The 23,662-nt window shown below is 67.7% G+C and carries 14 protein-coding genes, 1 tRNA gene and 1 pseudogene; 12 read left to right on the forward strand and 4 right to left on the reverse strand.

From position 1 onward, the window contains the following. Window positions 1–133 precede the first annotated feature (133 nt). Window positions 134–598: a hypothetical protein gene (locus OOK34_RS16830; protein ID WP_267034689.1), complete on the forward strand. Its 465-nt coding sequence runs from the start codon at window positions 134–136 to the stop codon at window positions 596–598. Window positions 599–664: 66 nt separating this feature from the next. Here the strand turns inward: OOK34_RS16830 and OOK34_RS16835 are convergent. Then, a tRNA-Cys gene (locus OOK34_RS16835) sits at window positions 665–736 on the reverse strand. Between the two features lie 173 nt (window positions 737–909). Between OOK34_RS16835 and OOK34_RS16840 the strand changes: the two genes are divergently transcribed. The 4 genes from OOK34_RS16840 to OOK34_RS16855 all read left to right on the forward strand — a co-directional run bounded on the left by OOK34_RS16840 (window position 910) and on the right by OOK34_RS16855 (window position 4,896). After that, a complete protein-coding gene (locus tag OOK34_RS16840) occupies window positions 910–2,361 on the forward strand; it encodes an MFS transporter (protein ID WP_267034690.1) in 1,452 nt (483 codons plus the stop codon). Window positions 2,362–2,402: 41 nt separating this feature from the next. Continuing rightward, window positions 2,403–2,600 carry an Arc family DNA-binding protein gene (locus OOK34_RS16845; RefSeq protein ID WP_267036775.1) on the forward strand — a complete coding sequence of 66 codons (198 nt, stop codon included), beginning with the start codon at window positions 2,403–2,405 and terminating at the stop codon, window positions 2,598–2,600. Continuing rightward, window positions 2,601–2,984, forward strand: a complete 384-nt coding sequence (locus OOK34_RS16850; protein ID WP_267034691.1) for a type II toxin-antitoxin system death-on-curing family toxin — start codon at window positions 2,601–2,603, stop codon at window positions 2,982–2,984. It begins immediately after the preceding gene. 127 nt (window positions 2,985–3,111) lie between these two features. Next, window positions 3,112–4,896 carry a DEAD/DEAH box helicase gene (locus OOK34_RS16855; RefSeq protein ID WP_267034692.1) on the forward strand — a complete coding sequence of 595 codons (1,785 nt, stop codon included), beginning with the start codon at window positions 3,112–3,114 and terminating at the stop codon, window positions 4,894–4,896. A gap of 88 nt (window positions 4,897–4,984) precedes the next feature. Here the strand turns inward: OOK34_RS16855 and OOK34_RS16860 are convergent, their stop codons facing one another. After that, complete coding sequence (locus OOK34_RS16860) at window positions 4,985–6,004, reverse strand: hypothetical protein (protein ID WP_267034693.1); 1,020 nt, start codon at window positions 6,002–6,004, stop codon at window positions 4,985–4,987. A gap of 370 nt (window positions 6,005–6,374) precedes the next feature. Here OOK34_RS16860 and OOK34_RS16865 point away from each other — a divergent pair, with 370 nt between their 5' ends. Both OOK34_RS16865 and OOK34_RS16870 read left to right on the forward strand, forming a co-directional pair. Next, window positions 6,375–7,016, forward strand: a complete 642-nt coding sequence (locus OOK34_RS16865) for an IclR family transcriptional regulator (RefSeq protein WP_007264382.1) — start codon at window positions 6,375–6,377, stop codon at window positions 7,014–7,016. A 108-nt stretch (window positions 7,017–7,124) separates the two neighbouring features. Further along, window positions 7,125–7,925 carry a S16 family serine protease gene (locus OOK34_RS16870; RefSeq protein ID WP_267034694.1) on the forward strand — a complete coding sequence of 267 codons (801 nt, stop codon included), beginning with the start codon at window positions 7,125–7,127 and terminating at the stop codon, window positions 7,923–7,925. Window positions 7,926–8,009: 84 nt separating this feature from the next. Here OOK34_RS16870 and OOK34_RS16875 read toward each other — a convergent pair whose 3' ends face one another. Next, complete coding sequence (locus OOK34_RS16875; RefSeq protein ID WP_267034695.1) at window positions 8,010–12,002, reverse strand: ricin-type beta-trefoil lectin domain protein; 3,993 nt, start codon at window positions 12,000–12,002, stop codon at window positions 8,010–8,012. Between the two features lie 399 nt (window positions 12,003–12,401). Between OOK34_RS16875 and OOK34_RS16880 the strand changes: the two genes are divergently transcribed. Further along, window positions 12,402–19,058, forward strand: coding sequence for a polymorphic toxin-type HINT domain-containing protein (locus OOK34_RS16880; protein WP_267034696.1), 6,657 nt, complete (start codon window positions 12,402–12,404; stop codon window positions 19,056–19,058). Beyond that, window positions 19,055–19,339 carry a hypothetical protein gene (locus OOK34_RS16885; protein ID WP_267034697.1) on the forward strand — a complete coding sequence of 95 codons (285 nt, stop codon included), beginning with the start codon at window positions 19,055–19,057 and terminating at the stop codon, window positions 19,337–19,339. The genes OOK34_RS16880 and OOK34_RS16885 overlap by 4 nt, the downstream gene beginning before the upstream one ends. Window positions 19,340–19,543: 204 nt before the next feature. On the opposite strand, the pseudogene OOK34_RS16890 reads toward OOK34_RS16885, so the two are convergent. Further along, window positions 19,544–20,497, reverse strand: a pseudogene (locus OOK34_RS16890) (tyrosine-type recombinase/integrase); the annotation flags it as partial. 277 nt (window positions 20,498–20,774) lie between these two features. Between OOK34_RS16890 and OOK34_RS16895 the strand changes: the two are divergent. From OOK34_RS16895 to OOK34_RS35500, 3 genes are all read left to right on the forward strand, one after another. Then, window positions 20,775–22,022, forward strand: coding sequence for a helix-turn-helix domain-containing protein (locus OOK34_RS16895; protein WP_267034698.1), 1,248 nt, complete (start codon window positions 20,775–20,777; stop codon window positions 22,020–22,022). A 155-nt stretch (window positions 22,023–22,177) separates the two neighbouring features. Beyond that, complete coding sequence (locus tag OOK34_RS16900) at window positions 22,178–22,513, forward strand: hypothetical protein (protein WP_267036776.1); 336 nt, start codon at window positions 22,178–22,180, stop codon at window positions 22,511–22,513. Window positions 22,514–22,656: 143 nt separating this feature from the next. Continuing rightward, on the forward strand, window positions 22,657–22,974 hold the full coding sequence (locus OOK34_RS35500) for a polymorphic toxin type 28 domain-containing protein (RefSeq protein WP_353963378.1): 318 nt from the start codon (window positions 22,657–22,659) through the stop codon (window positions 22,972–22,974). Window positions 22,975–23,662: the final 688 nt, after the last annotated feature.

Genomic DNA, 23,662 nt, shown 5'->3' on the forward strand with positions numbered 1-23,662 from the left:
CTCCGAGTTGTCCGGGGCCGAGGTGTGCCCCGAGGGGATCCTCAACCCCGAAGCGGTGAGGGGCATTGAGCGGGTCACCGGGGCGACGCGGTTCCAGCCACCAGAGGACGGAGCGAACCCGGGGGTCGGATGGGTGGCCGACGTCCTGGCCCGTGGCTATGCGAAGGCAGGGGCATCGCTCGGCGGCGAGGCGTGCCAGGCCACTCCTGTGGACGAGGTGGAGCGGCGTGGGCTCTCGCTGAGCTTCGAGATCGAGAGCGAGTTGCAACGGACCGGAGAGGAGTCCGAGAGCGGGAAGGGCCACTACTGGGAGTACGACCTCGGCCGCAACGCCTGGGCGATCTCATGGCAGGCCAGGCTGTTCTTCGACTGCGCGAGCACTCGGCTCGCAGGGCTCGACAAGGCCGTGCCGGTCGCGGCGAGTGTGAGCATGTTGGACGGGTCGAACGGAGACGAGCCCGAACTGCGCGAGGCCAACCTCGCCATCGTTCACTCCGCCTCTCTGGCCATGGCCAAGGAGCTGGGGTGCGAAAACAACGGAGGCCTGCCGGACAAGCTGGTCGTGAAGCAGAGGGCAGCCCGGACGATCGCCCCGTAGTCCGATCCGTCCCGGGCACGGTGAAGGCCGCCCAGGTGCCTTACGGCGCTGGACGGCCTTCGGGAGAAGCCGTGACCGGAATCGAACCGGCGTAACTCGCTTTGCAGGCGAGTCCCTCAACCACTCGGGCACACGGCTGGGTGTGTCGTGCTGAGTACGAACGTACGGGGGGTGTCGGGGGTGGGGAAGGGGGGGCGCGGGGGCTGCAATGTGACTGCCATGCCGCGTTCATGGACCTAGGTCGCGGGGCTGAGGCGGGATCGGTCTAAATGACAGGGGCGAGAGTGGGGTGTGGACCTTACGCTGGGGCGATGAGCGCCCTTGAACCCCGGATATCAGAGACCGCCGCCGCCCCGCCTCCGCAGGGCGGCATTCTCGGGCCGGCGTACCGGACGCTCAGCATCGGGATCATCTCCGTGATCTTCCTGATCGCCTTCGAGGCCACCGCCGTCGGGACGGCCATGCCCGTCGCCGCGCGGGAGCTGGACGGGATCGGGCTCTACGCCTTCGGTTTCTCCGCCTACTTCACCACCAGCCTCTTCGCCATGGTCCTGTCCGGCCAGTGGGCCGACCGGCAGGGGCCGTTGAGACCGCTGACCGTGGGGATCGGGGCCTTCGCCGCCGGGCTGGTGTGTTCCGGGACCGCGCAGGTGATGGGGTTGTTCGTCCTCGGGCGGGCCGTGCAGGGCTTCGGGGGCGGGCTGGTCATCGTCGCCCTGTACGTGGTGATCAGCCGGGCCTACGAGGAGCGGCTGCGGCCCGCCATCATGGCCTCCTTCGCCGCGAGCTGGGTGGTGCCGTCGATCGTCGGACCGCTGGCCGCCGGGACGGTCACCGAGCACCTGGGATGGCGGTGGGTGTTCCTCGGGATCCCCGCGCTGGTCGTCGTACCGCTGATCGTGGCCCTGCCCGCGATACGCCGGACCGCCTCCGGGCCGGTGGATCCGCAGGCGCCCGCCGCCTTCGACCGGCGGCGGATCCGGCTGGCGCTCGGGATCTCCCTGGGCGCCGGGCTGCTCCAGTACGCCGCCCAGGACCTGCGGTGGCTGTCGTTGGTGCCGGGGGTGGCCGGCGCGGCCCTGCTCGTGCCGGCGGTGCTGGGGCTGCTGCCGCGCGGGACCTACCGGGCCCGGCGCGGGCTGCCGTCCGTGGTGCTGCTGCGCGGGGTGGCGGCGGGGGCCTTCATCGGGGCCGAGAGCTTCGTACCGCTGATGCTGGTCACCCAGCGCGGGATGAGCCCGACCCTGGCCGGCCTCTCGCTCGCGCTGGGCGGGCTGACGTGGGCGGGCGGCTCGTGGGTGCAGTCCAAGGGGCGGATGGCGCCGTACCGGGAGCGGCTGATGGTGGCCGGGATGGTGCTGGTGGCCCTCGCGATCGCCGCGGCCCCGGCGGTGCTCATCGAGGCCGTGCCGGTGTGGACGCTGGCCCTCGCCTGGGCCGTGGGCAGCCTCGGCATGGGGCTCGTGATCGGCTCGACCAGCGTGCTGCTGCTTAAGCTGTCCGCGCCGCAGGAGGCGGGGGCGAACTCCGCCGCGCTGCAGATCTCCGACGCGCTGGCGAACGTGGTGCTGCTGGCCGCCGGCGGGGCGGCCTTCGCCGCGCTGGGCGGGGGAGCGGTGGGGGCGGGGCACGCCGTCGCCGAGGGGGCGGGGGCCTCGCACCCGGGCGCCTTCCTGGTGGTGTTCCTGCCGATGGCCGCGGTGGCGCTGGTGGGGGCCTGGGTCGCGACCCGGCTGGACGGTCCGGCCGCGCGCACGGAGTAGTACCACTGTGGCCCCACCGCTGGTACCGTTTTGGTATGGCGATGAACCTGCGTCTGCGCGACGACCAGCAAGAGGCCCTCAAGCTCCGTGCCGAGGAGGAGGGCCGCAGCATGCACGCGATAGTGCTCCAGGCGATCGACCGGTACCTCGAGCAGGAGGCCGACCGCGCGACCGTCCGCCGGCTGGGCGAGAAGTACGCCAAGCACCATGCCGACCTGCTGCGCCGGCTGGGGGAGTGAGTGAAGTACCTGACCGTCCCGGAGGCCCTGGAGCTGGCCGAGCTCGCCATGGCGGGACAGAGCGTCGCCGTACGTGATCTCGGCCTGCTCAGCTCCGCCGTGCACCGGCCCCAGTCCCAGATGTTCGGGGTAGAGGCGTATGCGGACCTGTTCGAGAAGGCCGCCGCGCTGCTCCAGTCGCTCGCCGTGAACCACCCCTTGGTGGACGGCAACAAGCGCATGGCGTGGATGTGCACCGTCGTGTTCCTCGACTTCAACGGAACCGACATGGTCGACGTCGACCAGGACGAGTCGTACAAGCTGGTGATCGAGGTGGCCACCGGCAGCCTGGAGGACGTGGCGCAGATCGCGCGGCGGCTGCGGGCGCTGCACGAAGCGATGTGACCCTCGCCGCACCCGCCGAGGTCACGGGCCTGTCCCTCCGCGAGGGGCGGGCCCGCACCGGTAAGGTGGCCCGGTTGTCCTACGTACGACTGCCACGACTGCTGCCGAGAGCGACGAACCGGAGACCGTGACTACTACCGCCTCCCACCACCTCTCACCCGCCTTCCCCGGCCGTGCGCCGTGGGGCACCGCCAGCAAGCTGCGTGCCTGGCAGGAGGGTGCCCTGACCCGGTACATCGAGACGCAGCCGCGGGACTTCCTCGCGGTCGCGACCCCCGGTGCCGGCAAGACCACCTTCGCGCTGACCCTGGCCTCCTGGCTGCTGCACCACCACGTGGTCCAGCAGGTGACCGTCGTCGCGCCGACCGAGCACCTGAAGAAGCAGTGGGCCGAAGCGGCCGCCCGGATAGGCATCCGGCTGGACCCGGAGTACTCCGCCGGGCCGCTGAGCAAGGAGTACCACGGGGTCGCCGTCACGTACGCGGGTGTGGGCGTGCGGCCCATGCTGCACCGCAACCGCTGCGAGCAGCGCAAGACGCTCGTCATCCTGGACGAGATCCACCACGCCGGCGACTCCAAGTCCTGGGGCGAGGCCTGCCTGGAGGCCTTCGACCCGGCGACCCGCCGCCTGGCCCTGACCGGTACGCCCTTCCGGTCCGACACGAACCCGATCCCCTTCGTCACGTACGAGGAGGGGAACGACGGGATCCGGCGGTCGTCCGCCGACTACACGTACGGCTACGGGAACGCGCTGGGCGACGGGGTCGTCCGGCCCGTCATCTTCCTCTCCTACAGCGGCAACATGCGCTGGCGCACCAAGGCGGGCGACGAGATCGCGGCCCGCCTCGGCGAGCCGATGACCAAGGACGCCATCTCGCAGGCCTGGCGCACGGCGCTCGACCCGCGCGGCGACTGGATGCCGAACGTGCTGCGCGCCGCCGACCAGCGGCTGACGGAGGTCAGGAAGGGCATCCCGGACGCCGGCGGCCTCGTCATCGCCGCCGATCAGGACGCGGCGCGCGCGTACGCGAAGCTGATCCGGGAGATCACCGGCACCAAGGCGACCGTCGTGCTCTCCGACGACACCGGGGCCTCGAAGAACATCGACACCTTCAGCGCGAACAACGACCGCTGGATGGTCGCGGTCCGCATGGTGTCGGAGGGCGTCGACGTCCCGCGCCTCGCGGTGGGCGTGTACGCGACGACCATCTCGACCCCGCTGTTCTTCGCGCAGGCGGTCGGGCGTTTCGTGCGATCGCGCAGGCGCGGCGAGACGGCCTCCGTGTTCCTTCCGACGATCCCCTACCTGCTCGGCTTCGCGAACGAGATGGAGGTCGAGCGCGACCACGTCCTCGACAAGCCGAAGAAGCAGGGCGAGGAGGACCCGTACGCCGAGTCCGAGAAGGAGATGGACGAGGCGAACCGACAGGAGGACGAGGACACCGGCGAGGACGAGCAGATGTCCTTCGAGGCGCTGGAGTCCGACGCCGTCTTCGACCGGGTGCTCTACGACGGCGCCGAGTTCGGCATGCAGGCGCACCCGGGGAGCGAGGAGGAGCAGGACTACCTCGGCATCCCGGGGCTGCTGGAGCCGGACCAGGTGCAGCTGCTGCTGCAGAAGCGGCAGTCGCGGCAGATCGCGCACAGCCGCCGCAAGCCCGACTCCGAGGCGGACCTGCTGGAGCTGCCGGCCGACCGGCGGCCGGTGGTTTCGCACAAGGAGCTGCTGGAACTGCGCAAGTCGCTGAACACGATGGTGGGCGCGTACGTCCACCAGAGCGGGAAGCCGCACGGGGTGATCCACACCGAGCTGCGACGGGTCTGCGGCGGGCCGCCGAGCGCGGAGGCGACGGCGGGGCAGCTGCGGGAGCGGATCAAGAAGGTGCAGGAGTGGGCGACGCGGATGCGGTGAGTCCGGGCCGTCGCTGAAGGCGGAACGCTGAACGCGGAACGGGGTCCGTGCGCTGGTGCGCACGGACCCCGTTCTCGTGGCCTGTGGGTCAGGCGGAGACGCGGCGACGACGGCCGGTGCCGGCGACGAGGGCCGCACCCATGGCCAGCGCCACACCGCCGGCGCCGAGCGCCCAGCTGGTGGCGGCGTCGGCACCGGTCTCGGCCAGCTGGCCGCCGGTGTTGGTGTTGCCACCGTTGTTGCCCGTGTTGCCGGAGCCGCCGTTGTCGACGATCGGCGTGGTGGTGCCGCCGCCGTTCGGCTTGGTGCCGGTGTTACCGCCGGTGTTGCCACCGCCGTTGGTGCTGCGGGAGACGATCTCCGACTTGACGATGGCGGTGTCGGAGAAGACGTTCTCGTCCACGTTGCTGCCGCCGGCGGCGGCAACGATGATCTCGCCCGCCGGGGCGCCCGCGTTGAACTTGACGCGGACCTTGAGGCTGAGCTTTTCGGCCGGGATCGCGATGTCGTCGGTCAGCAGGGCGACCACGGAGCCGGCGTGGCTCATGACCTCGGCGTCGTGCCAGGCGCCCTTGTGGAAGATCTGGATCTTGACGTCCTCGGCCTCCAGCTCGGCGGCCTTGTCGCCGACGGCCAGGACGAGCACGTAGCTCTCCTGCGCCTTGCCCTTGGAGTTGTCCACGGTGACGGTGAGGTTCGTCCAGTCGCCGCCCGCCTTGAAGGCGCTCGGGACGCCGCCCAGGCCGAGGACCGGGCCGGTGGCGACCTGGTCCTCCAGGTATTCCTCGTCGGCCGGAGCCGGGGCCGGGGCAGGAGCCGGCTTCTCGGCGGTGGGCTTGGCCGGGGCCGGAGCGGCCGGAGCCGGGGCCGGAGCGGCCGGGGTGACGGCCGGGGTCTCCACGGCCGGGGTGACGGCCGGGGTCTCGGCGGCGGGCTTGGCGGCGGCCGGGGCCTCCGGGGCCGGGGCCGCGGCGTCGTCCTTCGGAGCGGTGTCCGGGGTCGTGACGGCCGGGTTCTGGGCCTCGTCCGCCATCGCCGGCGTGGCCATGAGGACCGTCGGGCCGACTACGGCGGCAGCGGCGACGACGGCCATGCGCTTCAGGTTCACTGTTGCTTCTTTCCCCTATGTGAGTTCTAGGCGCGGATCCGCCCCGCCCACCCCCAACATCATTTTTGAACACGATCAGAGTAATGGCCCCGTAAAGTGATTTTCAGCCATGGCAGATTACGAATTGGCACACCCGTACGGAGAAAAGGGCCTAAACCGGCAGTAGGCGCCCGGATTCTGGACGAGGCCTTTCGCTCAGCGGACTGGCTCGCTACTGTCCCCGCATCGAACGCCCCGTGGCAGCGCCGCCGCGGGAGCGCAGCCGGTGCCATGGCCGCTACCGGCGGCCTCTCCGTGCGTCGCCGAGGGACCGGCAGCGCTCCACCCGTGAGAGTCACCGCCGCCCACCGATAAAGAGGGAGAGGGCGTCGTGACCGCGGAAACCTCCCAGACTCTCGACCGAGGGCTCAGAGTCCTCAAGCTGCTCGCCGACACCGACCACGGTCTGACCGTCACCGAGCTCTCCAACCGCCTCGGTGTCAACCGCACCGTGGTCTACCGACTTCTGGCCACCCTCGAGCAGCACGCCCTGGTCCGCCGCGACCTCGGCGGCCGGGCCCGGGTCGGGCTCGGCGTGCTGCGCCTGGGCCGGCAGGTCCACCCGCTCGTGCGCGAGGCGGCCCTGCCCGCGCTGCGCTCCCTCGCCGAGGACATCGGTGCCACCGCGCACCTGACCCTCGTCGACGGCACCGAGGCGCTCGCGGTGGCCGTGGTGGAGCCCACCTGGACCGACTACCACGTCGCCTACCGGGCCGGCTTCCGCCACCCGCTGGACCGCGGCGCGGCCGGCCGGGCCATCCTGGCCGCCCGTCAGGGCTCGCTCATCGAGCCCGGGTACACCCTGACCCACGGGGAGCTGGAAGCGGGCGCCAGCGGCGCCGCAGCGCCCCTGGTGGGCATCACCGGACTGGAGGGCAGCGTCGGCGTCGTGATGCTGGCCGACGCCGTGCCGGAGCGGGTCGGACCCCGCGTGGTCGACGCGGCCCGCGAGGTCGCCGACGCCCTGCGCTGAGCAGCCGCCCCCCGCGCCGGGCCGCCAGGCCGTCGCGGGGCGGCCGCCACAGCCCGTCGCCGGGCCCGGCGGGGAAGACGGTGGCACCCAGGTCGGTAGATTGGCCCGGTGCTCTCTCGCCTCACACGTCTGCCGCGTCCCGCCGCCCTGGCCGTCTGCGCCGTGCCCGTCCTCGGGCTGTTCGCCGTCGCGGCCCTCGCGCCGCTGCCCTTCGTGGTCGCCGTGCCCGGCCCCACGGCCGACGTACTGGGCTCCGACCAGGGCAAGCCGGTGATCACCATCACCGGCTCCCCGGTACGGGACACCAAGGGCCAGCTCCGGATGACCACCATCCGGGCCACCGGCCCCTCCTCGACCATGAAGCTGCACGAGCTGGTCGACCACTGGTTCAAGAGCGACCAGGCGGTCATGCCCCGCGAGTCCGTCTATCCCTCGGGCGGAAGCGACAAGCAGATCGAGGAGCACAACCTGGAGGAAATGACCCGCTCGCAGTCGGCCGCCGCGGCCGCCGCGCTCGGCTACCTCCACAAGGACCCCAAGGGCGTGAAGGTCCAGCTCAACCTCGCCGACGTCGGCGGCCCCAGCGCCGGGCTCCTCTTCTCCCTCGGCATCGTCGACAAGCTCGACGGCGACGGCAGCGGCGGCGAACTCACCGGCGGCCGCACCATCGCCGGTACGGGAACCATCAGCGCTGACGGGACGGTCGGCGCGGTCGGCGGGGTGGGCCTGAAGACCCAGGCCGCGCGGCGCGACGGGGCGAGCGTGTTCCTCGTACCGAAGGCGGAGTGCTCGGACGCCAAGTCCGAGCTCCCCGAGGGGCTTCAGCTGATTCCCGTCACTTCGCTGACGGACGCGGTGAACTCCCTGCGGGCGCTGGGTCGGGACGAGGCGGCAGTGCCGTCCTGCTGACGGATTTACGACTGAGAACAGAATCAGCGGGTGTTCGGCAGCCATGCCTACCGAACACCCGCTGATGTCAGCCGGCCATCTCTGTCACCACAGAGGAACAGGCAGCGGGGCGGTGCTCAGCGCCGGGATGGTCCAGCGCTGCGGGTTGCTGGCATTGCAATCCCAGAGGTAGAGCTGGGTGCCCGTTTCCATGTTGCCCGCGTCCACGCACCGGCCGGAGACCGGGTTGTACAGGCTGCCGTCCGCGCGGGGGAGGAACTGCTGCGCGGGGTGGTTGTGGCAGCTGACGATCTGGATCGGCGTGCCGTTGGAGGTGCCCGCGTCCTTGGCGTCGAGGCACTTCTCCTGGTGTCGGATGGTGCCGTCGGCGCGGATGTCGAACTTCTGGGCGCCGCCGCCGCCGATCATGTTGCAGTCCCAGGCCTGGATCTTGTTGCCGTCGATCGGCCGGCCGTTGTCGTTGTCCATGCAGTGGCTGGGCTTGGCCGTCAGGGACATGGGGCCGGTGGCGCCGGGTGCGGTGAGGGGAGCGGCGTAGGGGTATACGGCGACGTTGCTGATGCCGCCCTTGAGGCCTTCGTGGTAGTAGTCGGCCTTTCCGTTCTCCTTGTACCGTCCCATGACGAGGGGGCCGACGGGGGCGGGGCTGCTGGCCGCGTTGTGGTGGCCGACGCCGGCGAGGACGCCGTTGACGTAGAGGCTCATCAGCCCGGTGTCCGCGTTGTACACGGCGGTGAGCTGTTGCCAGGAGTCAGGCGTGAATCGGGCCGCGTCGTTGACGGTCTTGTGGGACCAGTCGTAGGCGGAGCCGTCGACGTCAGCGTAGGAGAGGGCGAAGCCCCACTTCTTGGAGTCGGGGTCGGCGAAGATGGCAAAGGCACTGTTGCGGTTGTTGTCCTGGCTGATGACGGCGCCGCTGGGGCCTGGCTTCACCCATGCGCTGAGGGTGAAACTCTGACGCGTGTCTACGACCGGCCTGTCGGTGGTGATGGAGGACTGCGGTCCGTCGAACGCAGCGTAGGGGGTGTTGCGTCCGGCAATGGTCGCGGTGGGCCAAGTGATCCCAGTTGTGTCCGCAGGGAAGTTTCCGACGGAGCTGGGCGTGCTGTTGCCGCTGCTGGACGAGCTGGTCAGTTTCCACTGGGCCGTGGGCGCGGTGAGGTTGCCGAGGAAGGACGGCGTCTGGTTGATCCCTGTGACGTTCAGGGGCTGGCTGGTGCCGGTGCCGCTGAAGGTCGCGAGCTGCCGGTTGGCGTCGACCGCCCATAGGTCGGCCAGCTTGTCCCCGGTGACGTCACCTGCTGAACCGAGCGTCGGGTACGCGGTCTTGCCGATGCCGGAGGCGATCTTCACACGGCTGCTGGGGCTTCCCCAGGTGGTTGGGTCGATCAAGCCGTTGGGGCCCTTGCTGCCGAAGGTCCGGAAGACGTCGCCGGAGGTGTCGTCGCGCAGCCACAGGTCGGGGACTTCGTCACCGTTCAGGTCGCCGGGAGCGACGACGGTGAACTTGTCCCAGTCGCCGTTTCCGACGAGGACGGGCTCCCCGTTGCTGTCGAGGGTGCCGAAGATGCTGCCGTAGTAGGCCCACAGCTGCTTGCCCTGCTTGACGAGCAAGTCCGGTGCACCGTCGCCGTTGACGTCGCCGGGCGGGATGATCTGCTCGGCGTTGTGCCAGTGGTCGTCGCCGTTCCAGTCGCTGCCGTAGTCGCAGCCGATGCCAGGGTCCTTGACCGGGCAGGCCACCGTTAGCTCGACGGGGTTGTTGACGACCGAGCCCTGCCCGTTGTTCGGATAGGTCCAGACCTTCTTCTGGGTCATCCCGGACGGCTGCTGGAGAGAGACGAGGTCGTTGTAGCCGTCACCGTCCCAGTCACCCTGGGTGCCGACCTGGGCTCCGCTGAAGGACACGCCTCCCTTGGCGGCGGCAGCGAACTTGCCGTTGCCCTGGCCGGCGTAGGCGAGCAGGGTGCCCTGAGAGTCGACGGTCCAGATGTCCCGATTGCCGTCACCGTTGAGGTCGTTCGGCCCGTCCTGGGTCTGGGAGCGATTGGCGTAGTAGAGGTAGGTAGCCGTGTCCGACCGGTTGCCGGCCTGGTCGACGGTGACTGCGTAGACGAAGTGCGGACCGGATCCTGGTGGCGTGAGGGTCACGCTGGATCCGGGGGCGACAGCCTGCGGTGCGGGCTCGGAATCGGTGTAGTAGAGGACTTCCTTGGCATCGGCGACACCGTTGGCGGAGAAGGTGAACGTGCCCGGGGTGCGGGCCCTGCCGGTGGTGGCGGGCCAGCCGCTCTTGCCGTCGGGGAACTGGGCGGAGCTGATCACCGGCGGCTTGCTGGGTCGTGTGCGATCGACTCTGAACTTGCAGGTGGACCAGTCGGAGTACGCATTGTCCTGATCTTTGGCGCGAACTTTCCAGGAGTAGAGGCCGCTGGACAGCGTCGCGTCAGGGACGCTCCAGGTCGTGACCTTGCCGTTGTTCGCCGGGATCGACTGTGTCGCGATCACCTTGTAGCCAAAGCTCGTCGCGAAAAATTTGGAGATCTGGAACTCGGCTTCGAGGTTTCCGCCATCCGGATCCTCGATCGTCGCGAACAGGCTCACGTGGGCGTCCCCGATGAGGTCACCGAAGGCACCGACGCTGCACGAGGCGTAGGGGTTGGTTCCCAGAGCCCGCGGTTTGCGAGGCGGGTTGTTGTACTCGGTCTCGAGCGTGATCGTCTTGGGGTCGAAGCGCTTCCACTGGAACACGTCGCCCTCGTTCGAGGCGTACAGGCCCAACGTCACGCTGGACCAGCCCTTGGAGGCGGACTCCTTCGCGGCCGCCGTCGCGTCGAACTCGAGGTTGCCCTGCGCGCATCCCTCGTAGCCCTTGGCCGCGGTGACGGTCGCCAGCCGCGTGCCCTTGGTCGGCTGGTTGTTCCACGTGGTCTTGGAGGAGATGGGACCGGTGGTCCACAGTTCCACCGGGGTGGCGGTGCAAGACCAGGACCAGGTCTCCTTCACGCGGAAGGTCGACTTCGAGACGAGAGCCCCCTTGATGTTGGAAGTGTCCAACTGGAAGAAGGAACGGGAGAGCCCGTTGGTGTCGCTCTCGTACCCGACCCGGACGTCCTGCTTGGTGTTCCAGTAGGAGTTGTTCGGCCAGCTGCGGTAGGCCCAGGCCCAGTTCTGACGCTCGCCCCAGGCGACCGAAGGGTCGATGTAGACGGGGTACTTCGTCTGCGCGCCGGTCAACAGGGCCTGGTCCGGCTTGATCTCCAAGGTGTCGCCCGAGACCGCCGTGGGCATCTGCGCGTCCTTCGCCCCTGACGGCGCCACGAAGGCGTCGGAGGGTGCGCCGGCACCGGTCCCCGGGTCTGCGGCAAGCGAGCGCGCTGCCGCGGACGAGCGAGCCTGGGGGGCCGCCGCTCCTGTGCTGGTCGAGTCCCACATCATGGGCGCCGAGGCAGTGAAGACGTTCTGCCCGGCCGGGTTGACCGCGCTGAGCAGTCCGGTCGTCGGGTCGCTCGTGACGTTCAAGCCGACCGTGTCGAGCTTGAACCTCAGTAGAGCGAGGTCAGGGTGCTTCGCCGCTTCGGCGGTCTTGACCACCAGCAGCTGAGAGAAGCCCTCGACCTCGGCTTTCAGCTGGAGGTCCACGTCCGGCATGACGTTCGCGTAGGTGGCCACATTCCCGGCCAGCGTCGGCTTCGGCAGGGCCTTGGGCCAGGTCAGCGACAGCGTACGGCCGTCCTTGACCCCGGTCAGGAGGGGCGCGGTGCCGCCGCCGGAGAAGGCGATCGAGACGGCCGAGGCCTTGGGCGCCACCTTCCCGTCCAGGCCGAACTGGAGCGTTGGGTCGGTCGCGACCCAGACGCCACCCTGCCGCACCCGCACCGTCGTGCCGTACCGCTTCACGGACCACTTGCCGGTCGGCAGGGCCCAGGTGTCCGAGGAACCGGTCCGCGCGGACGTCAGCTCGTAAGGCTGCCCGGTCTCCTTGGCCTTGGCAAGAGCGAAGTCCTCCGCCCGCATCGAGCCGTCGGCAACTGGGTCGGCGGCCGCTGCCGCCGTGTCCGGCTGTAATACAGCCAAACCTGTGGTCGCTATTGAGCCAACCAGAGCGAAGGAAATGACTCCGCTTATCCTCCGCCCGCCTGACCTGCGGGAGAGTCTCTTTTTTGTCGTCACTCAAGCTCCAACCGTCTGATATTCGCGGCGACTGTACTCGACGCCTCAGGTTGAGTGCACCCCTGTTGACCTGCACTTTTGGTGACAATTGGGTGCGATTATTACTTTTGCCCAGGAGTTAATCGACGCCATTGGTATTCGAATTTAAGCCATTGGTCGGCGTTTCGGACTCGCGAATTCGGGCTGTTATTCTGCGCCGATGAATTTCCTAGATATGTGGGGTGGGGTGTGAGAAGATCTCGCATGAGAAGGCTTTCTGTGGCAGTGGCCGCAGCAGTCCTTTCGGGCACGCTGCCAGGGGCTGTGGCCGTCGCCGACAGCAAAGACAGGCCGTCGCTGCCGCAGCTCAAGCAGCCGAAGGCCGTACCGGTGAAGCCGGTCCGTGCCGGTGGGACGAACAAGCCGGACGGTGCGGCGGACCACGCGTGGCGGGCTCCGAAGGTCACTTGGCCTGCGGCAGGCTCAGTCGAGGTGGATCTCGCCACAGGGACGGTTTCCAAGGCTTTCGCCTCTGGCGGGAGACAGGCTCCTGCCATCGGTTCCAGCTCGCATCAGGCGGGCAAGTTCCCGGTGGCGGTGTACGCGGCACCGGGTAAGGCGGCCGGGACCCCGGCCAGGATGAAGGTGGCTGTCGCCGCGCGGGACGCGGCGCGCAAAGCTGGCATCGATGGCGTGTTGCTGTCGGTGGGCCGCTCGGACGGTGGCCAGCAGTCGACCTCCGCCAAGGTCGAGGTCGACTACAACACCTTCCGCGCCGCGTACGGCGGCGACTACGCCGCACGGCTGCACCTGGTCGAACTCCCGGCCTGCGCGCTGACGACCCCGGACCGTCCGGAATGCCGTACGCAGAAGTCGCTCGAGACCCGGAACGACACCCGCTCGGGCAAGCTCACGGCCGAGGTCACGACACCCGGCGCCTCGGCGCAGGAGGGCAAGTCGGCCGGGCTGTGGGCGAGGCCGGCACCTGCCGCCGCCCCTGCCGCGACGGTCCTGGCCGCAACGGCCGGTACTTCCGGTTCGACCGGCGACTACAAGGCGACATCACTGCAGCCCTCGGGCTCCTGGAACGCGGGCGGATCCACCGGCGCGTTCACCTGGTCGTACAACGTCGCGATGCCCCCCGTCCCGGGAGGTCTCGTGCCGAAGATCTCCCTCGACTACAACTCGCAGTCGGTCGATGGCCGCACTGCCGCATCCAACACCCAGGCGTCCTGGATAGGTGACGGCTGGTCCTGGGAGCCGGGGTTCATCGAGCGCAAGTACAAGCCGTGCAACGACGACAAGACCGGCAGCACGAACACCGCGAAGGTGGGTGACCAGTGCTGGTTCAACGACAACGCCACACTGTCCCTGAACGGCAAGTCCACCGAGCTGGTCTTCGAACAGGGCAAGGGCTGGCACCCGGCGTCCGACTCCGGCGAGAAGGTGGAGAAGCTCACCGGCGCCACGAACGGCGACAACGACGGTGAGCACTGGAAGATCACCACGACCGACGGCACCCAGTACTTCTTCGGCCTGAACCGCCTCCCGGGGTGGAAGGACGCGTCCACGCCCACGACGAACTCGACGTGGACCGTGCCCGTCTACGGCAACCAGGCCGGCGAACCGTGCTACAACGCCTCGTTCGCGAGCGCCTGGTGCCAGCAGGCCTGGAGGTGGCAGCTCGACTACGCGGTAGCCCCCGGCGGCAGCGCCATGGCCTACTACTGGAAGACGGAGACCAACAACTACGGGCGCAACGTCTCCCAGACCACCGGCAAGGGAACCGTCACTCCCTACATTCGATCGGGCTGGCTCGACCGCATCGACTACGGGCTTCGCGCCGATTCGGTCTACAGCGCCAAGGCCATGGGCCAGGTCTCCTTCAGCGCCTCGGAGCGGTGCCTCACCAACTGCGGAACCTTCGACGAGAGCAACGCCAAGAACTGGCCCGACTCTCCGTACGACCAGTTCTGCAAGGACGGTTCCACCGAGTGCAAGAACCAGTTCTCGCCCACCTTCTGGTCGCGCATGCGACTGACGGGCATCAACACCAGGATCCTGACCGGCGGCGCCTACAAGGACGTCGACTCCTGGGCCCTGGAGCAGAGCTTTCCGCCGTCCGGTGACGGCATCTCCACTCCGCTGTGGCTGAAGTCCATCACCCGCACGGCGAAGGCCGGCGACGCCCCCGACATCACCCTCCCTCCGATCACCTTCGCGGGTGAGCAGAAGCCCAACCGTGTCGACAAGACCGGTGACGGCCTCGCCCCCTTCATCCGCCTGCGGATGTCCCAGGTGACCACCGAGTCCGGAGGCACGACAGGCGTCACCTACTCCCAGCCGGACTGCACCGTCGACACCCTGCCGGCTGCGGACGCTTCGAACACCAAGCGCTGCTACCCGGTGAAATGGGCGTTCGAGGGTGAGACGGCCAAGCTGGACTGGTTCAACACCTACGTCGTCGACAAGGTGCTGGAGGGCGACAACCTCGCCGACTCACCAGACAAGGTGACCTCGTACAGCTACCTGGGCGGAGCGGCCTGGGACAAGAGCACGGATGAGTTCACCAAGTCCGAGGACCGGGTCCACTCCGTCGCCCGCGGCTACGAGCGCGTCCAGGTTCGTGCCGGCGCCGCCGACGAGCCGAAGTCCCTCACCGAGATGCGCTACTTCCGAGGCCTTGACGGCAAGGAGGTCAAGGACGGCGCAGGAGCGGCAGTCATCGACCGCCCGGAGTACGCCGGGCGCCCTCGGGAATCGGCCACTTACAACGGGGACGACACCGACAAGCTCGTCACCGCGACCTCCAGCACACCCTGGCGCTCGGACATCGTGGCCAAGCGGGTCCGGCCCGGCCTTCCCGACCTGGTGTCGTACAAGACCGGAGTGGAGAAGGCCTCCACTCGCACCACGGTGACCGGCGGGACCCGCACGACCGAAGTCACCCGGCACTACGACGGCTACGGCATGGTCGAGTGGGAATCCCAGAGCGGTGACACCGCCACGACCGGCGACGAGGCCTGCACGACGAGCAGCTACGCCCGCAACACGACGAGCTGGATCCTGGACAAGGTGAGCCGGGTCGAGACGGTCGCGGTGCCCTGCGGCTCGACGGTCAACCGGCCGGTGGACGTCATCTCCGACAGCCGGACCTACTTCGACAACGGCGCGCTCGGCACGGTCCCCGGCACTGGCCTGCTCACCAAGACCGAGACGATCAACGCGAAGGGGGACGGCTACGACACCCTCTCCTACATACCCAGCACCTGCGGCGTCTCCAAGGATCAGCTCTGCTACGACGCTTACGGGCGCCAGCTGGCCATTGCCGACCCGTACGGCAAGCTCACCACCATCGCACTGGCTCCTGCCGCTGGAGAGGTCGCGACCACCATGGTCGTGACGAATCCGAAGGGCCACGCCGCGTCCTCCGAGCTCGACCCGCTGCGTGGGCAGGCCACGAAGGTCACCGACCCCAACGGCAAGGTGACCACGACGACCTACGACGCCCTCGGGCGTACGTCGAAGGTCTGGCTGCCGAACTGGCCGGCCGCCACCAACCCCGACAAGCCGAGCCGCCTCTTCGAGTACACGATCCGCAACGACGGCCCGAACGTCGTCACCTCCAGGTCGCTGACCCACGATTACAAGTACGTAGTCAGCCACGCCATCCAGGACGGGCTTCTGCGTGATCGCCAGACCCAGACGCAGTCACCGGACCTGGCGGGACGTCTGATCTCCGAGACGTTCTACGACACGAAGGGCCAGCCCTGGCGGTCCTCGGGGACGTACTACGCCGACGGCGCCCCCGACGTTCAGCTGGTGTCCGGCCCGGAGAGCGCCTACCCGGCCTCTACCGACACGGTTTACGACGGAGCCGGCCGACCCACCGCGGTGATCTCCAAGCGCTTCGGGGTGGAGACGAAGCGGGCCACCACGAGCTACACCGGTGACACCACCACCGTCGTTCCGCCCCAAGGCGGGACCTCGGCGACCACCGTCGTGGACGCCTTCGGACGCACGGTCGAACTCAAGCAGTACACCGACGCCGGACGCATGACGTCGCAGTCCACTCGGTACGCGTACAACAGGCTCGGACGCCTGTCCCAGGTCACCGACCCGAGCGGCGCGCAGTGGACCTACACCTACGACGTACGCGGTTCCCAGATCGAGGCGAACGACCCGGACAAGGGCACGACCAAGACCACGTACGACAGTGCGGGCAAGGCCACGGACGCGACCGACGCCCGCGGCATCACCCTGCACACCGACTACGACGAGCTCGGTCGCCCCACTGCGGTCAAGCAGGGCGCGACGGTCCTGACGTCGAACGTCTACGACACCGTGGCCAAGGGCCGGCTGAGCAAGTCGACCCGGTACATCGACGGCCAGGCCTACGAGTCGGAAGTCACCGTCTACGACCACCTCTACCAGCCGCTGCAGACGCAGGTGACCGTCCCGGCGACGCCGGACACGGGCGCGCTCGCCGGTACGTACAAGTGGACCAACAGCTACAACATCACCGGGCAGCTGCTCACGACCAAGCAGCCGGCCATGGGGGACCTCCCCGCCGAAACGGTCGGCAGCACCTACAAGTCGGTCTCCGGCCTCCTCAACACCTTGGGCGCCGGCAGCAGCAGGCTCGTCTCGGCCATGACGTACGACCATTACGGCCGTGCCACGCGCCAGGAGCTCGGAGCGCCCGGCCAGCGGGTGTTCACCTCGACCGAGTACGACGACCACACCGGAACCGTCACCCGCGCCTACAGGGACCGGGAGGTCGCACCGCAACGCCTCGAAGACACCCGCTACACCACCGACCCCGCGGGCAACCTGACGGCCATCGCCACGGCCAATGGCCAGGACGCGGAGCGCACCACCGACACCCAGTGCGTCAACCTTGACGCGCTGCGCCGCATCGTCGACGCCTGGACCAACAGGGGCGAAACCTGCGCAGCGGCGCCCGCCGAATCAGTCGTCGGCGGTCCGGACGCGTACTGGACCACGTACACCTACGACGCGGTCGGCAACCGCAAGACCGAGACCAAGCACAAGACCACTTCGGGCCCGGCATCTGACACCGTCCGCACGTACGCGGCGTCGACGGCGGGCAAGCACGACCTGCCCAAGATCACGCAGTCGGGTACGGAGGGGCGGGACGAGGCCTTCACCTACGACGCATCCGGCAACACCAAGACCCGAAAGATCGGAACGGAAGAGACCCAGTACCTGGAGTGGGACGCGGAGGGGCACCTCAAGACCCTCAACCAGGGAACGTCCAGCAACTCGTTCGCGTACGACACCGCCGGCCAGCGTCTGCTCCGCAAGGACTCGAGCGGCACCACCCTCTACCTTCCGGGCGGCAACGAGCTCAAGCTCGACAAGTCCGGCAAGGTGACCGGGACCCGCTACTACGGCGGCGTCGCCATGCGCACGGGCGGCAAGCTCACCTTCACCCTGGCTGACCACCACGGCACCGGCACCACGCAGATCAGCGCCGATGCCACGCAGACAGTCACCCGCCGCAAGACGGGAATCTTCGGTGAGGAACGCGGCACCCAGCCGACCGATTGGGCGGGTGAGGAGGGGTTCGTCGGCGGCACCAAGGACACCGACAGCGGCTTCACCCATCTGGGAGCCCGAGAGTACGACCCCCTGATCGGCCGCTTCATCTCTGTCGACCCGCTCATGGACCTGTCCAACTCGCAGCAGCTCCACGGGTACGCGTACTCCAGCAACAACCCTGTCTCTCTCAGCGATCCCACGGGCGAGATCGAAAGGGACTGCTGGAACGGCAACTGCGGTGGTCACTACAACCCTCGTGACGACAAGCTGGCAGGCGATGACCCGCGTAGGCCGCACGGGATGTCGGGCGGCTACGACAGCAGGCCGGAGACTTACGCGACCTTCAGGCCGACCGCCAACGACATCGTGTGGCTCGACAGGGAAGACAAGCCGCTCCGCCTTCCCAAGAAGGTCACCCCGAAATTCCTCAAGGCATATCGGAAGCAGGTCGATAACGAATTCCGGTTCCTCGTCAATAATGAGCGCGGAACGATCTGGGTCGCGCAGACCACGGCGCTGCTAAATGCCTGCGAGGAGACTGACTGCCCTGAGCTCGGGTATTACACCATGCTCAACATGGATGCAAAGCTCGCGAATGGCGAGATTGCGCCGGCTGAGCTTCCCGGAGGGGGTGCTGGCGCAATAATGCCCCGAGCCGGGGGCAATACCAAACCCGTCAAGGGTGGCGGCTGCCAGTGCTTCCTGGCCGGCACGCGCGTCATGATGGCGGACGGCACCTCAAAGGCCATTGAAGAGATCGAGATCGGCGACGAAGTCATCGCTGCCGATCCCCGGTCGGGTGAAGCCGGAAAGCGTAAAGTAACGCGACTGATAGCTACCGAGGATGACAGGTTCTTCAACAAGCTGTCCATTGTGACAGGCGAGGGGATTGAAGAACTGGTCGCCACTCGCGAGCACCCCTTCTGGTCGCCGTCACAGAATGCCTGGGTCGACGCTGGCGATCTGACGCCTGACATGTCCCTCACAACCGAGTCCGGTGGTACGGCAATCGTTGCCAGCAACGAGTCGTACACGGAGTACGCGAGGACCTACAACCTCACGATCGAAGACCTCCACACGTACTATGTGCTCGCGGGAGCCACGCCGGTACTCGTTCACAACAGCAACTGCCCGACAACCCCAGTTGGCGGGAGGGGTACGAACTTCCGCAATCTTTCGCCAAATGAGCCGGCAACAATCGCGGGGCGCGATTACACCGGACATGCGATTGACCGGATGCAGGAGCGCGGTCTCATGCCGTCGGTAGTTGAAAACACAATTCGTGTCGGCGAAAAAATGGCAGGGAAGCGGGCCGGGACCACGGCCTACTACGAAGCGGAGAATCATGTGACGGTGATTACGGATACCGCAACTGGGCGGGTTGTCACCGTTAGCTCCGGAAGGATCAAGCAGTGAGTGAGAGTTCTGATGTGCAGTGGTTGCGCGAAGGCGTACGTCAGTCGATTCAGAAATACCGTGCCGGTGAGATTGCGCTCCGGAGTCTGATCGACGACCTCGACTCGGTTTCGTCGAACCTTGAGGCATCTCCATTGGGCGAGGATCTTCGCTCACATTGGTGGGTCCTTGAGGAAATCTATGCTGTTGCTCTTGATCGAGGTGATCTTCGAGAATTGCCTCGCGAGGACGAACTGGCCATCGAGGAGACCCTCGATGCGTTGGAGCGGCTGCTGAGTTAGATATGCCGTCGTGAGTAGAGGTATCACGACTGGACGCCCTGATAGGCCAATCGCACTTTTCGGTGCGGCTCTGTCGGTTCGCTTGAGCGAAGCAATAGGGCCATCGGATGGCCGGTATCAACCGTTATGTCGTTGCCTGACGGCAGTAGTTGACGGCAACGGCCGCGAACACCAGAGGTGTTCACGGCCGTTGCCGTGCGTGTGTCAGGGGCGGTTGAGGGCGTCGCCGAGGACTGCCATCGCCTCCCGCTGCAGTCGTAGGCGTACGTGGGCGTAGACGGTGGCGGTGACGCCGATGTGGGCGTGACCCAACAGCTCTTTGATGACCACGAGTTCGACGCCTTGCTCAAGAAGCAGGGTGGCGGTGGTGTGTCGGAGATCGTGGAAGCGGATGCGGCGGAGGCCGGCCTTGCGGAGGAGAGTGCTGAAGGCGCGGGTGAGGTTGGTCGGGTCGATCGTTACCCCCTGGGGAGTGGTGAACACGTGTCCGCTTTGCTGCCACGTGGTGCCTGCGGCCTCCCGCTCGCGCTGCTGCCGTTCGCGGTGGAGCTTCAGCGACTGGGCACTGCGGGTAGGCAGGGCGATGCGGCGTTCGGAGGCCCGGGTCTTGGTCGGCAACGTAGTGAGCCCGCCCGTGCTGGTGCGCTGCAAGGTGCGGCGGATAGCAGCGGTGCCAGAGTCGAGGTCGAGGTCTTCCCAGCGCAGGCCGAGGAGTTCGCCCTTGCGGAGTCCGGTGTGGAGAGCCAGCTCGAACAGTGCACACAGCCGGTGACCGTTCGCGGCGGTGAGGAACTGGCGGGCCTCGTCGGCGGTGAGGGGCTCGAAACGTCGGGGGCGGGGGGTGCCGGTGCGGACGTTGCGGGCGGCGTTGCGCGGGATCTCCTCTTCTCGGACGGCGTGCTCCAGGGCGGACTTGAGGACGGAGTGGATGTACGCCAGTGTCCGCGGGGAGAGCCGCTTGGAGCAGCACGTTCCGGCGGCGCAGCAGCGGGGCTGGTCGCGCCGGGCGTCGCGGCCGCGCGTGCAGCACTGGCAGGTGGTGCGGAGCTGGTTGAGCCAGGTGCGGATGTCCTTGGCGGTGAGCTTGGTGAGCTTCTTCTTGCCCAGGCCGGGGATGAGGTATCGGTTGACGCAGGCGGTGTAGCGGGTGTGCTCGTCGCCCGGTCACCGGAGGCGTACCAGGAACCCCCGGGGGCCGCCAAGGCCAAGCGCAAGCGTCACCGGTGAGCCTTGGCGGCCCCCGGAGAACCCTGGTACGGCGAAGCTGCCCGACCGACGAGGGACCCCTCCCGCTCAGGCCCCGATCCTGCCGGGGCCCAGCCTGTTTGCTCGGCACCAAGCCGGTGGTGGGTCACCGCTTCGGGCGGGTATCTGCCGGATAGCCCTCGGTTGGCTCGCCGGACCGGCGTACCGTGGCGCTGGAGGTGGTCAGCTGATGACTACGGAACTGGCGGACAACGTCCGTAAGTACCGGCGTCGGGCCGGGATGAGCCAGGAAGAACTCGCATACGCCGCAGGCGTCTCGCCGGGGACCGTCCGCAAGGTCGAGCAGGGCGGCACGGTCCGCATGGAAACTCTTCACACCCTCGCCCGCGCGCTGAGGGTGACCACCGGCGCGCTCATGACGTCCGACGCCCCCGAACCCGTGGGCCGTACAGAGGAGCCGAACCGGGTCAACCTGATCCAGCTGCGCGCCGTACTCACCCCGGCTGTTGGGCTCGTGGACCAGGACCCCGAAGCGGTGGGCGAGGAACCCAACCTGCGTGCCTTCACCCGGACGGTGGGAGACGCGCGGGTCCTGTACTTCTCCGACAGCTACAAGAGCGTCGCGACTCAACTGCCGGACCTGCTGCGCGATGCCGGAAGAGCCGTCGCCTACTACGACAGTGGAGACGAGCACCGGCAGGCCCTACTGGCCCGCGCGGAGGCGCTGCGCTTGGCCGGCACTTACCTCACCCAGGTCCGGCAGTACGACATCGCCTACACTGCCCTGGCCGGCGCGATCGCGGATGCCCGGCAGGCCGGGGACATGCTCGCGGCAGGATCCGGCGTCGGTGGCTTGTGCTGGCTGCTGGTGCGGCAGGGCCGGCTGGACGAGGCGGAGCGGATCGCCGCCCAGAGCATGGACGCGGTAGAACCGAAGATCACCGGGGCCGAGCTGGACCACTACGCAGTGTGGGGCGGACTGGCGATGGAGGCCGCAGCCGCAGCCGCCCGCAACAACCGGCCGGATGAGGCCAAGGAATACCGGAAGGCAGCCCGGGTGGCGGCAGCCGCCGTTGGCACGTCGCACCGCAACGTCTCCCGGCACTGGTCCGTCTTCGGGCCAGTCACGGCGGCGATGAAGGCCCTCGAAGACTCTATGGTCGTTGGAGACGCGCGGGCCGTGGTGCGCAAGGCAGGCGAGCAAGAGGAGTTGTCACCCAAGGCGTGGAAGCGCTTGGGCAGGCCCAGCACGAACGACGGGAACCGCTTCACCCTCGACGTGGCGCGCGCCCACACACGGACCGGGGACCTGTCGGCCGCCATGGATGAACTGACCCGCGCCCGGTCGGCGGCCCCAGAGTGGCTGCGGCACCAGAACATGGCCGCCGAGACCATGCAGGAGATCCTGGGCAAGCGCAAGCGCACCCTCACGACGGAAATGCGCGAGTTGGCCGGCTACCTGGGCGTCGTCGGATAGCTACCACGCAACGCGATACTTCTGGCACGCTCCGTCGCCAACTGGCATGCCTCACCGATGGAGTGACGGACAGTAGCCCCCTACGGTCGCCGTATTCCATTCGGCTACCCAGGTGGGGGTGAACGGTGAGTACATCCAGGACCGACGCGGACCGTATGCGCCGCAGGGAGTTGCACGACGCAGCGGCAGGCGTGACCGGCCCTCGCTTACTGCCATGGACCACTCAGGACGGGAACCCCTGCTACCTCAGCACCGACGGCAAGGGCTACCTCTCCTCTCTCGCCGACAGCATCGAAGAAGTACAGCTCGATATGGGCGAGGAACTCCTGGCGTACGCCCGTAAGGTCGTGGCCCCTGGAGCGAGCGAGCTGTCGGCCGTCGAGTACCGGTGGCTCGCCTGCCGGCTGACCGAAGCCCTGGCGGACGCACTCCGGGTCGCCGAGTCACGCGGCGACCGCATCCCCGTCCCGCCCGAGAACCACGACTCCTGACGGCAGTAGCGACGGCAACAACCGCGGATTCAGGCGCACAACCACGGACTCCGGTGGACCCTAAAACCCCTCCCTACCTGCATAAAAGCAGCTAGAGGAGGGCCCGCCAGCACACGTACTATGTGCTGGCCGGGACCACGCCAGTGCTCGTACACAACTCGAACTGTGGCATTCCGACAAAGACGGACAGGATAGCCGAGCATCTCACGTTCAGGGATCTGGATGCCGCTAAACGTGAACTCGGCGGTGAGGTTGTTGCGCGAAAGGCTGATGGAACTCCGTGGGATCACGTTAGCGAGGTGCGAGATGCTCAGACGGGTCTCCTGAACCACATGCATCAGATCAAGGTGCAGATGTCAAAGGCGGGTGTTGATCATCCGAGCTTCTCGTCACTCCAAAGTGAATTCAGTCAGGCCAGCAAGCTGCTCGACTGCTCAGAGAAATACGTCCCGAGGCACTGATGGCAGAATTTAGAGAAATGCTCAGTAAGGCGAAATCTGGGACGCTGAATGCCAGGGAACTCGGCGTTGCCGTGGAGGCAATTTCTAGGGGCCGGACAAGTCGGGGCGACCTGTATACGGCGTTGCATGTGGTTGGGCTGGCGGGCTCCCCTGCCCAAGCAGAGGTCGTCAGGCGGTATCTCCGTATACCTACGGACCCAATGCTGTCCCGCCTTGCCTTGCAGGTTCTTGGTGACTACTGGGGGATGTCTTCTGAGCTCCTCCCTGAGCTCCGCAGCTTCCTGGCTGGAGTCGATTGGGATATTGATGGCGATGTTCGAGATATCGCCATTTCCGTCACCGGCAGGCATCTTCGGAAGGCAGGCGGACCGGCCTACTTGGCGAAAATGTTGATGAATATCGCTGACGATGAGAGCGAGTTCGGTATTGTGCGAGAGGCTGCATTGCGGGCCTTGGCTGCCGGACTTGGGGACTCACTTCTCGAAACGTCTTCTGCTGCCGTCCGAGTGCACATTGGATCTGCGCAGGCTGTCAATGTCCTAGCCCGTGCTAGAAAAAGGTACACTGAGCAGTAGCTAGCATCGGGCAATGCAATCCCATGATTTGAGCGACAAGAAGCCCCGCCACGGCCCTGGAGGTCGTGTTGGGGCTTCTTGTCGTTTCTTGTCGCTTCTTGCCGTCTTGGCGG

The sequence above is a fragment of the Streptomyces sp. NBC_00091 genome, assembly GCF_026343185.1.
GTDB lineage: Bacteria > Actinomycetota > Actinomycetes > Streptomycetales > Streptomycetaceae > Streptomyces.

Coding starts and splice junctions, on each gene's coding strand:
- OOK34_RS16840 (WP_267034690.1), top strand. CDS start 910: ATGAGCGCCCTTGAACCCCGGATATCAGAGACCGCCGCCGCCCCGCCT.
- OOK34_RS16845 (WP_267036775.1), top strand. CDS start 2,403: ATGAACCTGCGTCTGCGCGACGACCAGCAAGAGGCCCTCAAGCTCCGT.
- OOK34_RS16895 (WP_267034698.1), top strand. CDS start 20,775: ATGACTACGGAACTGGCGGACAACGTCCGTAAGTACCGGCGTCGGGCC.
- OOK34_RS16900 (WP_267036776.1), top strand. CDS start 22,178: ATGCGCCGCAGGGAGTTGCACGACGCAGCGGCAGGCGTGACCGGCCCT.